The organism is Flavobacterium sp., from assembly GCF_029945805.1.
Taxonomy (GTDB): domain Bacteria; phylum Bacteroidota; class Bacteroidia; order Flavobacteriales; family Flavobacteriaceae; genus Flavobacterium.
On record NZ_JAQSDH010000016.1, the window covers coordinates 50,494 to 59,837 of the forward strand.

The 9,344-nt window shown below is 34.3% G+C and carries 11 protein-coding genes; 8 read left to right on the plus strand and 3 right to left on the minus strand.

Features of this window, described 5'->3' with window-relative positions; translation table 11 throughout:
• Positions 1 to 199 precede the first annotated feature (199 nt).
• A complete protein-coding gene (pepE, locus tag PSU83_RS03920; protein ID WP_300586930.1) occupies positions 200 to 907 on the minus strand; it encodes a dipeptidase PepE in 708 nt (235 codons plus the stop codon).
• Positions 908 to 1,001: 94 nt separating this feature from the next.
• On the opposite strand from pepE, the gene PSU83_RS03925 reads away from it, so the two are divergent.
• Genes PSU83_RS03925 through PSU83_RS03935 form a run of 3 tightly spaced genes read left to right on the plus strand, consistent with a single transcriptional unit; the run spans position 1,002 to position 2,681 of the window.
• The gene (locus tag PSU83_RS03925; protein ID WP_300586932.1) at positions 1,002 to 1,757 is read left to right on the plus strand and encodes a hypothetical protein; all 756 of its coding nucleotides are present in this window, start codon (positions 1,002 to 1,004) and stop codon (positions 1,755 to 1,757) included.
• 43 nt (positions 1,758 to 1,800) lie between these two features.
• Entirely contained in the window at positions 1,801 to 2,124 is a 324-nt protein-coding gene (locus PSU83_RS03930) for a twin-arginine translocase TatA/TatE family subunit (protein WP_300586934.1), read from the plus strand.
• 2 nt (positions 2,125 to 2,126) lie between these two features.
• Complete coding sequence (locus PSU83_RS03935) at positions 2,127 to 2,681, plus strand: phosphatase PAP2 family protein (protein WP_363319864.1); 555 nt, start codon at positions 2,127 to 2,129, stop codon at positions 2,679 to 2,681.
• Positions 2,682 to 2,684: 3 nt separating this feature from the next.
• Here the strand turns inward: PSU83_RS03935 and PSU83_RS03940 are convergent, their stop codons facing one another.
• Positions 2,685 to 3,326, minus strand: coding sequence for an O-methyltransferase (locus PSU83_RS03940; RefSeq protein ID WP_300586937.1), 642 nt, complete (start codon positions 3,324 to 3,326; stop codon positions 2,685 to 2,687).
• Between the two features lie 60 nt (positions 3,327 to 3,386).
• Between PSU83_RS03940 and rlmN the strand changes: the two genes are divergently transcribed.
• Entirely contained in the window at positions 3,387 to 4,427 is a 1,041-nt protein-coding gene (gene rlmN, locus PSU83_RS03945; protein ID WP_300586939.1) for a 23S rRNA (adenine(2503)-C(2))-methyltransferase RlmN, read from the plus strand.
• A gap of 59 nt (positions 4,428 to 4,486) precedes the next feature.
• Here rlmN and PSU83_RS03950 read toward each other — a convergent pair whose 3' ends face one another.
• On the minus strand, positions 4,487 to 5,362 hold the full coding sequence (locus PSU83_RS03950) for a hypothetical protein (RefSeq protein ID WP_300586941.1): 876 nt from the start codon (positions 5,360 to 5,362) through the stop codon (positions 4,487 to 4,489).
• A 108-nt stretch (positions 5,363 to 5,470) separates the two neighbouring features.
• On the opposite strand from PSU83_RS03950, the gene PSU83_RS03955 reads away from it, so the two are divergent.
• From PSU83_RS03955 to PSU83_RS03970, 4 genes are all read left to right on the plus strand, one after another.
• Positions 5,471 to 6,451 (plus strand): polyprenyl synthetase family protein, encoded by a 981-nt coding sequence (locus PSU83_RS03955; RefSeq protein WP_300586944.1) that lies wholly within the window; start codon positions 5,471 to 5,473, stop codon positions 6,449 to 6,451.
• Positions 6,452 to 6,664: 213 nt separating this feature from the next.
• Positions 6,665 to 7,225 (plus strand): RNA polymerase sigma factor, encoded by a 561-nt coding sequence (locus PSU83_RS03960; protein ID WP_300586947.1) that lies wholly within the window; start codon positions 6,665 to 6,667, stop codon positions 7,223 to 7,225.
• On the plus strand, positions 7,212 to 7,958 hold the full coding sequence (locus PSU83_RS03965; protein WP_300586950.1) for a hypothetical protein: 747 nt from the start codon (positions 7,212 to 7,214) through the stop codon (positions 7,956 to 7,958). Before PSU83_RS03960 ends, PSU83_RS03965 begins: the two co-directional genes overlap by 14 nt.
• Before the next feature lie 121 nt (positions 7,959 to 8,079).
• Entirely contained in the window at positions 8,080 to 9,213 is a 1,134-nt protein-coding gene (locus PSU83_RS03970) for a hypothetical protein (protein ID WP_300586952.1), read from the plus strand.
• Positions 9,214 to 9,344 lie beyond the last annotated feature (131 nt).

The following is a 9,344-nucleotide window of genomic DNA, read 5'->3' on the forward strand; positions in this document are numbered from 1 at the left end:
AGGTTGTGGCGAGAAGTTTATCCCGATTTTTATCGGGAAGCCTCGTCTTCCGCTCTAAAGCCTTAACGAAAGTTAGGGCTTTTTTATTTGGGCATTTCCCTTCGGGCCGCGCTTTCCGCTATATCTTTTTTAATGATGTTCCTTCACTGCGTTCAGGCAATCCTTAAAAAAGGATGCCGCTCCAATCGCTAACGCAGTTTTACTTTATCTTAGACAACTCGCTTTCAGTTTCCAATTCCGTTGGATTTTCATCTTTTTTGAACAACCGAGCAGTTAATTCTCCTTTCAATACAATTTCGTCACCGTTTACTTCCAGCCAACTTCCTTCACGCAATCCTAAAACCGACGTTTTATTAAAAGCATGGAATTCCTTGATGCGTGTTTCTCTCGTTTCGCCCATGTGTTTGCTCTGTAAATCGGCATTCAAATAATGCGGATTTAAGTTAAACGGAATCAATCCCAAAGTTTTAAAACTCGGCGGATAAATTATCGGCATATCATTCGTAGTCTGCATCGTTAATCCCGTGATGTTGCTCCCGGCACTAGAGCCTAAATAGGGCGTTCCGTTTTGAACAGTAGTTGCTAAAACGTCCATTACCTTATTTTGATACAATTGGGTAACTAACAAAAATGTATTTCCGCCACCCGTAAAAATTCCTTGAGCGCTTTCAATCGCTTCTATAGGATTTTCAAATTCATGCAATCCTTTTACCGCTTTGTTTATTTTGGCGAAAGCCGAACGCGCATTTGAAGTATAATCATCATGAGAAATTCCGCCCGGACGTGCATAAGGAATGAAAATTATTTCAGTAGCTTCTTTAAATAGAATTTCTAATGTTGGCAATAAATACTCCAAATAGTTTCCGCCGTGAATCGTTGAAGTGCTGGCAATAATCATTTTTTTCATTTATAGCGATTTTCTTTTTTTATAAATAAGTTTAACAAAAGATTAGAAGGTTTTGGTAATCTATAAGATATTTTTACAGCGTAAATTTAGAATAATGATGTTAGTTAAAAGGCTATTCCTGATTTTATTTTTTGTACAAATGCAGGCGCAAACTTCAACATTAACCTTGTTGAAAGGAAAAATAACTTCACAAATTAAGGAATTAGGTGGCGTCACTATTTCTAATTTACGTTCGGAATCGGATACAGCTATTGACCAGAACGGAAACTTCTCGATGTTTGTCAAAGTAGGCGATACGCTTAAAGTATTTGGTTTGCAAATCGTTACCAAGAAAGCAATTGTTTCAGAAAAAGATCTTTCCAAGCAACTTTATGTCATTAGTGTAGAAAGTAAAGTTATTGCTTTGGATGAGGTTGAAATTAAAACCTATCCTAATATTAACGCGGTTTCATTAGGTATATTGCAAAAACCGGCAAAAGTGTATACGCCTGCAGAGCGGAAGTTACGAACGGCAGGAGAATTTCATTGGTACAGTCCATTATTGATTCCGGTTGGAGGAATGAGTGTAGACGGATTGATAAATTCGATTAGTGGACGAACAGCCCTGTTGAAAAACGAGTTAGTAATAGAACGAAAAGAAAAGCTACTCCAAAAAATAGAATACATGTTTAAAGAAGAATATTTCGTAGAAAATCTGAAAATCCCTAAAGAATATATCAGAGGATTTTGGTATTATGCCGTAGAAGATCCAAAATTAGTCGATGCTTTAAATATGAAAAACAAAATGATGTCGCGTTTTATCTTCTCCGATTTAGCAGTTAAATATTTGGAAATAATAAAAAAACAATAGCAATTTAAGTAACTTTGCACCACATCTAGAAAAATTAGAAATTATGTTTGGAATAGGCGGCGGAGAATTAATTTTCATCATATTTATTGCCTTGATGCTTTTTGGATCTGATAAAATTCCCGAAATAGCGAGAACTATGGGAAAGGCAATGTCGCAATTCAAAAACGCAACAAACGAAATTAAAAGTGAAATTCAAAAAGGAGTTGATTCCAATGGATTAGGAACTTCTATGAAAGAATTGACCTCCACGTTCACCGATGAAGTTGACAATATTAAATCAGGCATCGATACCACTATTCTGCCAGAAGCCAATAAAATTAAAGAAGATCTAGAAGGTATGACTGGTCCAATAAAAAGACAACACTAATTTTGGAAAAAATCATTCAGCTTGACCGAGAACTACTCGTTTTTTTAAATGGATTAGGTTCGCCAATGTATGATGGACTTTGGTTGGGTATTACAAAACAAATCTATTGGACTCCGGTATTTTTACTGTTTTTCTATTTTCTGCAAAAAAAGATAGGTTGGAGGAATTTTGGTTTTTTTATTCTTTTTATGGCAGGTTTAATTGTGGTTTGCGACCAAACAGCCAATCTTTTTAAATGGTATTTTCATAGATTACGACCTTGTAATGATGAAGAACTAAAGCATATTATTAGATTAGTAAAAACAAGTCCTTCGTTTAGTTTCTTTTCAGGACACGCCATTAACTCAATGGCGACAGCTGTTTTTAGCTTTATGACTATAAAGAAATATTACAGACACAGTTATCTGGTATTTTTATTTCCTTTGATTTTTGCTTACAGCCGAATTTATCTTGGGGTGCATTTTCCAATAGATATTTTGACGGGTTATTTTTTCGGAGCACTTTTCGGATTTATCTGTTACAAATTATATCATAAGTACATTCTTCGAACTTCGTAAATTTTATCGAACTCTGGAAACGGTCAATCCATCGCGAATGGGAAGCAATACCGTTTCTACTCGGACGTCTGTTTTCAATATAAGATTATAATCTAATAGTATTTTGGTTGTGATGTCTTTCGGATTCAGTTCTTCCAACACTTTTCCACTCCACAAAACGTTATCCGAAAGTATGATTCCGCCTTGGTTCATCATCGGAACTACCAAATGAAAATAGTTGATGTAATTTTCTTTATCGGCATCAATAAAAACCAAATCGTATTTCTTTGTTAAGGTTGGAAGTATATCCAAACCGTCACCTAAATGCTGCGTAATTTGTTTGCCCCAACTGGATTTGTTGAAATATTTTCTTTGAAAATCAGCTAATTCTTCTTCGTTGTCAATCGTGTCAATCGTACCATTTGCTGCCAAACCTTCCGCCATGCAAAGTGTTGCGTAACCCGTATAGGTTCCTATTTCAAGAATTGTTTTCGGATGAATGATTTTTGAAAGCATACTTAAAACTCTTCCCTGAAAATGACCGCTCAGCATACGTGGTGCTAGTATTTTCTGGTGCGTTTCTTTGTTTAATTGCGCCAATAATTCGGGTTCGTCCTGAGAATGAACGGTTACATAAGTATCTAATTCGTCGGAAAGGAAATGCATGATTTTATTTTTTACAAAAATACAAATTAAGAAGTAATCAAATTACCCTAAATTTGCACCATGGAAATCGAGAAAAAAGACATCCGAAGTTTAACCAAAGAACAATTGCGTGATTTTTTTGTAGCCAATGGCGATAAGGCATTTCGGGGCAATCAGGTTTATGAATGGCTTTGGAGTAAGGCTTCGCACAATTTTGAAGACATGACCAATGTGTCGAAAGAAACACGTTCTATGCTTGAAAATAACTTTGTTATCAACCATATTATGGTGGATCAAATGCAACGAAGTGAAGACGGAACCGTAAAAAATGCGGTTCGTTTGCACGATGGTTTGATTGTAGAAAGCGTTTTGATTCCAACAGAAACTAGAACTACAGCTTGTGTTTCGAGTCAAGTTGGATGCAGTCTCGATTGTAATTTCTGTGCCACAGCGCGTCTAAAAAGAATGCGAAATTTGGAACCAGGAGAAATCTACGATCAAGTGGTGGCTATTGATAGAGAAAGTCGTTTGTATTACAATCGGCCACTTTCCAACATCGTTTTTATGGGAATGGGCGAGCCGCTGATGAACTACAATAATGTAATGAAAGCGATTGCCATGATAACCTCTGATGAAGGAATGGGAATGTCGCCAAAGCGAATCACAGTTTCCACTTCGGGCGTTTCCAAAATGATTAAGAAAATGGCGGATGATGATGTCAAATTCAAATTGGCAGTTTCATTACATTCGGCTATTGAGGAAACTCGAAATCATATTATGCCGTTTACCAAAAACTTTCAATTGCCCGAATTAAGGGAAGCTTTGCAATATTGGTATCAAAAAACAAAAAGCAAAATCACTTATGAATATGTGGTTTGGAAAGGAATTAACGACGATCAAGCTTCGATTGATGCTTTGGTTAAATTTTGTAAATACGTTCCGTGTAAAGTCAATTTGATCGAGTATAATCCAATTGATGATGGCGAATTCCAACAAGCTTCAGATGTTTCGATAGATAATTACATTAAGGAATTAGCCAAAAACGATATCGTTGCCAAAGTACGCCGAAGTAGAGGAAAAGATATTGATGCCGCTTGCGGACAACTGGCCAATAAATCATAAATAAAGCCCTGATTTCAAAATAGAAATTAGGGCTTTTCTCCTTTTATAATAAGCAATTATTAATTTCCAATAACAATATTGTAACTGTTTCCGCCTACAGTAAGAACAGCTAAATTATCACATTCACCAGTACCAAAATCAAGTGTTGCAGTAACATCATTTCTAACAATGGTAATTATCCCAGAAACAATTAATGGTTTGTTTACGGCAACACAACTCATTTTAACTCTTAATGGTTCAGTTATTGTACTGTTTTGGGTAGCACCACTAGGTATTGTAGTCACCCAGCTACCTGTAATTTTGTATATATTATCAGCCCAAGTTTCTGTTCCATATCCTTCAATGATTTCTCTAACTCTGCTACCTACTCTAGTATAAACACCACCTTCAGGAAGTGTTGCTGTCAAATCCATAGTCATCGTTATTTGTGGATGTAAAATAGGATTAGCAGTTGTAGTAATCATTGTTCTTGTGAATGTTTTGTTTCCATCAAATCTGATTGCATTGTGGAAGAAGTTTTCAAGAGTATAACTTATAGTATGTGAAGTGGCATCAGGCTGGTATACAAATGAAATAATTATTCTACCTCGAAGTACATTGCCATTATCTAATGTACAACCAGTACTTCCAAAATCAATAGTTTTAGTAACTGTTGTTCCCAGTGTAATTGCAGTTCCAAAGGCTGGAACTCTAGTAATAGTAGCGCAAGTAGAAAATGTTGATGCTGCCAAATCACTTACTTTACCCGATGTTGAGTTAGAATACGTAAAGCCTTCCTGTTCTTCTACAATATTGGATACATCATCATTCATTGCATCGATTTTAGCACTAGTTTGGGCATCTTTTGAACTCACACCTCCTTTATTCTCTTCTTTAGAACAGCTAAGGATTGCTAAAGAAAAAACAAGCCCAAGAATTAATTTTTTTGTTTTCATAAGTACGATTTTTTAAGATTTGATTAGTAAGAGTTAATATTTTAAAAAAGGTTTAATCAAAAGTAAAAAAATTTCTCAAACGACTGCAATAGTGTATCTTTGAATGCAATGAATATTACTTCACAAATAAAACAACCCATTTTAATGGAAATGGAACTTTTTGAAAAGAAGTTCTATGAATCTATGACCTCAAAAGTGGCGCTGCTGAATCGAATTACATATTATATTGTAAACAGAAAAGGAAAACAAATGCGTCCGATGTTTGTTTTTTTGGTAGCCAAAATGATTTCCGAATCGAGTGAAGTCAATGAAAGAACTTATCGTGGTGCAAGTGTAATCGAATTGATTCATACTGCAACTTTAGTTCATGATGATGTTGTGGATGATAGTAATCGTCGTCGCGGATTTTTTTCTATCAATGCGTTGTGGAAGAACAAGATTGCGGTACTCGTAGGCGATTATTTACTGTCTAAAGGATTGTTGTTATCGATTGATAATGGCGATTTTGATCTACTCCGAATCATTTCTATTGCCGTTCGTGAGATGAGTGAAGGCGAATTACTCCAGATAGAAAAAGCCCGAAGATTGGATATTGTAGAAGATATCTATTATGAAATTATACGAAAAAAAACAGCGACTTTAATTGCTTCTTGCTGTGCGCTTGGTGCGAAATCTGTTTCTGAAAACGAAGAATTGGTTGAGAAAATGCGAAAATTCGGTGAACTCATTGGAATGGCTTTTCAAATCAAAGACGATTTATTTGATTATACTGACGACGCAATCGGAAAACCAACCGGAATCGACATCAAAGAACAAAAAATGACTTTGCCATTAATTCACGCGTTGAATAATTGTTCGCCAAAAGAAAAAAGCTGGTGTATTAATTCGATTAAAAACCACAACAAAGACAAAAAGCGCGTTAAGGAAGTGATCCAATTTGTAAAAGATAAAAACGGACTAATTTATGCCGAACAAATAATGTCCGATTTCCAAAAAGAAGCGCTTTCCATCCTTGAAACTTTCCCACAATCAGAATATAGAGACGCTCTTTCACTAATGGTAAATTACGTCATCGAAAGAAAAAAATAAAAAATTTTAAAAAAAAATCATTTGTAAAGTGTTGATTTTATTGAGTTTTTTCATTTTCATTTTCTCAAATCAAATTTTTCTCAAATCCTCATGCAACTATGTTCCAACCAATCTCGTCTATGCTAATAGAAGTCTAATTCAATATCAAAAATCAATTGCAGTTGCAATAATTAATATTGAAATTTTAAATTGTCATTGAAATTGGCATTGTATATGAAAGTAATCAACTTACATCAAGAAGAAAAAGAATTAATCGGATTGGCTGTCGAAAATAACCGACAGGCACAACAGAAATTATATTCTAAATACGCTTCAAAAATGTTGAGTGTTTGCCGACAGTATGTTAAAGATATACATCAGGCTGAAGACATAATGATTACGGCTTTTATGAAAGTGTTTACCAATTTGAAACATTTTGAACACAAAGGAAATTTTGAAGGTTGGATTAGAAGAATTATGGTAAACGAATGTATTTCTTTTATTAGAGTTCAGAAAAAAGTAAAGTTCATTGAAGACGAGGATTTTTTTGAAGAACGGCACAATAATATAGAAAGCCAATTTTCCGTAGAAGATATTCAGTTTTTGATTGACAGTTTACCCGATGGATACAAAATGGTTTTCAATCTGTATTGCATAGAAGGTTTTAAACATCAGGAAATAGCAGTCATGCTCGGAATAAATGAAGGGACGTCAAAATCGCAGTTGTCACACGCAAGGAAAATGCTTCAGGAGAACATCAGCAAACTAAAAAATTACACCAATGGGACAGAATAAAGTAGAAAATCAGATTAAAGAGAAACTGAATTCAAGAGAAATTCAACCATCACCACAAGCTTGGGACAGATTGGACGCCATGCTTTCGGTAGCCGAAGAAAAAAAAACAGGACGACCTTTTGGCTTTTTGTTTATTGCTGCAAGCATCATGGTTTTGCTAACTGCAGGTATATTTTTCTTCACACAAAATACTTTAGAAGTCAACAATAAAAGTATAGTTGTAGAAAAAGGAGTTATAAAAGACACAACAGTAAAAGCTCCGAATACGAATACTCCAATTCCATTGAATGAGAAAAAAGAAGAAAGTCAAGTAGCGGAGACCAATCCAACCATAATCAATAAATCCCACAATAATAGTAATACAGCAGTTTCAATCATCAATCAAAAATCAAATCAAAAACAATCCAACAATCCGCTTATCAATCGGGACAAAAAAATTGAATTCCAAAACAGTTCTGACGTGGCTTTAAAAAATTTACCAAGAATCGAAACCAGAAAAGAAATTGTTCTTCCTAGTAACAGTGTTCTGTCAGACGAACAATTATTAGCAAGTTTGGATAAAACGGCCAAAAAATCTTCTGAGAAAAACAATGTAGTAAAAGTAAATCCGAAAAGCTTGCTTTCACAAGTTGACGGCGAATTAGATCAGACTTTTAGGGAAAAAGTAATCGGTAAAATAGCTAAAAATTACCAAGAAGTTAAAGTGGCTTTGGCCAATAGAAATAACGAATAATCAATATCAAAAATCAATATCAAAAATCAATATCAAAAATCAATAAAACTTAAAAAATTGCCATTGCCATTGTCATTGAAATTACCATTTAAAAATCATTAATCAATTAAATCAAAAAATCATGAGAAATTTTACCCTTTATTTAGCAGTAGCAGCATGCCTTTTGGCAAGTAAACTGTCAGCCCAAGAATCATTTGAAGCTAAAGCACGAGCTACAGCTGATAAAATCGAAAACATCACTAAAGATGAGAAAGCCGCTTTGAAAGTAGAATTAGAAGTAGTAAACAAAGAATTAGAAGCTGGAACAATTACTAAAATACAAGCGGATGCCAAAAAAATGTTATTGGCAGAAACGCATTCTAAAAATATTGAAACTAAAATTAGTCAAGCTCAAGAAGAATTGAAAAATCTTGTTCAACAAAAAGTAGACGGAAAAATAGCAGAAACAGGTAACAGAAAAAATTCAGTTGAATTTAATTGGAAATGGAGAGAAAAAGACAGTGTAACCTTCGAAGGGAAAAAATACAAAGTGACTTATAAAACTACCGATAGTATTTATATAGATGTCAAAGGCATGAAAAAGGCGATAGTTAATAAGAGAAGAGATAGAACCGAAAGAAGAACAACTTCACAGTTTGTATTCGCGGCAGGTGTAAACAATATAGTGACTAACGGAAGTGCCAATAATTCGGATTACAGATATTGGGGTTCGCATTTCTACGAATGGGGTTTTACTTCTAACACCAGACTTTTCAAAAACGACAATTTATTGCATTTGAAATACGGATTGTCAGTAATGTATAATAATCTTCGTCCAACAAACAATCGGTTATTTGTAGTAAATGGAGACCAAACCAATCTTGAAACTAGTTCAGTTAATCTTAAAGAATCTCGTTTTAGAAATGTATATGTAACTGCACCAGTTCACTTAGAATTTGATTTCACAAAAGCAAAAAAGAATGCTGAAGGGAAAACATTATTCAGAACTCATGAAAGTGTTCGTTTCGGAATTGGGGGTTATGCAGGTTTTAGAGTGAAATCGAAACAAATTTTGAAATACAGCGATGACGGTCACGATGAAACGCTAAAAGAAAAAAATGGTTTCAATGCAAACGATTTTATCTACGGCTTGAGTACTTATATTGGTTACAAAGAAACCAGTTTGTATCTGAAATACGATTTAAATCCACTGTTTAAAGACAATGCGGTGAAGCAAAACAACATTTCACTTGGCGTTCGTTTTGACTTGAATTAGAATTTTATTGAGTTAGTTTATATTTGAAAAGATGTTTCTGAAAATGGAGCATCTTTTTTTATTTTAAATTTTAAATTTTAAATCATTATTGTCCGATAAAAAATAAAACCGTTTGATTTTATTTCATATCT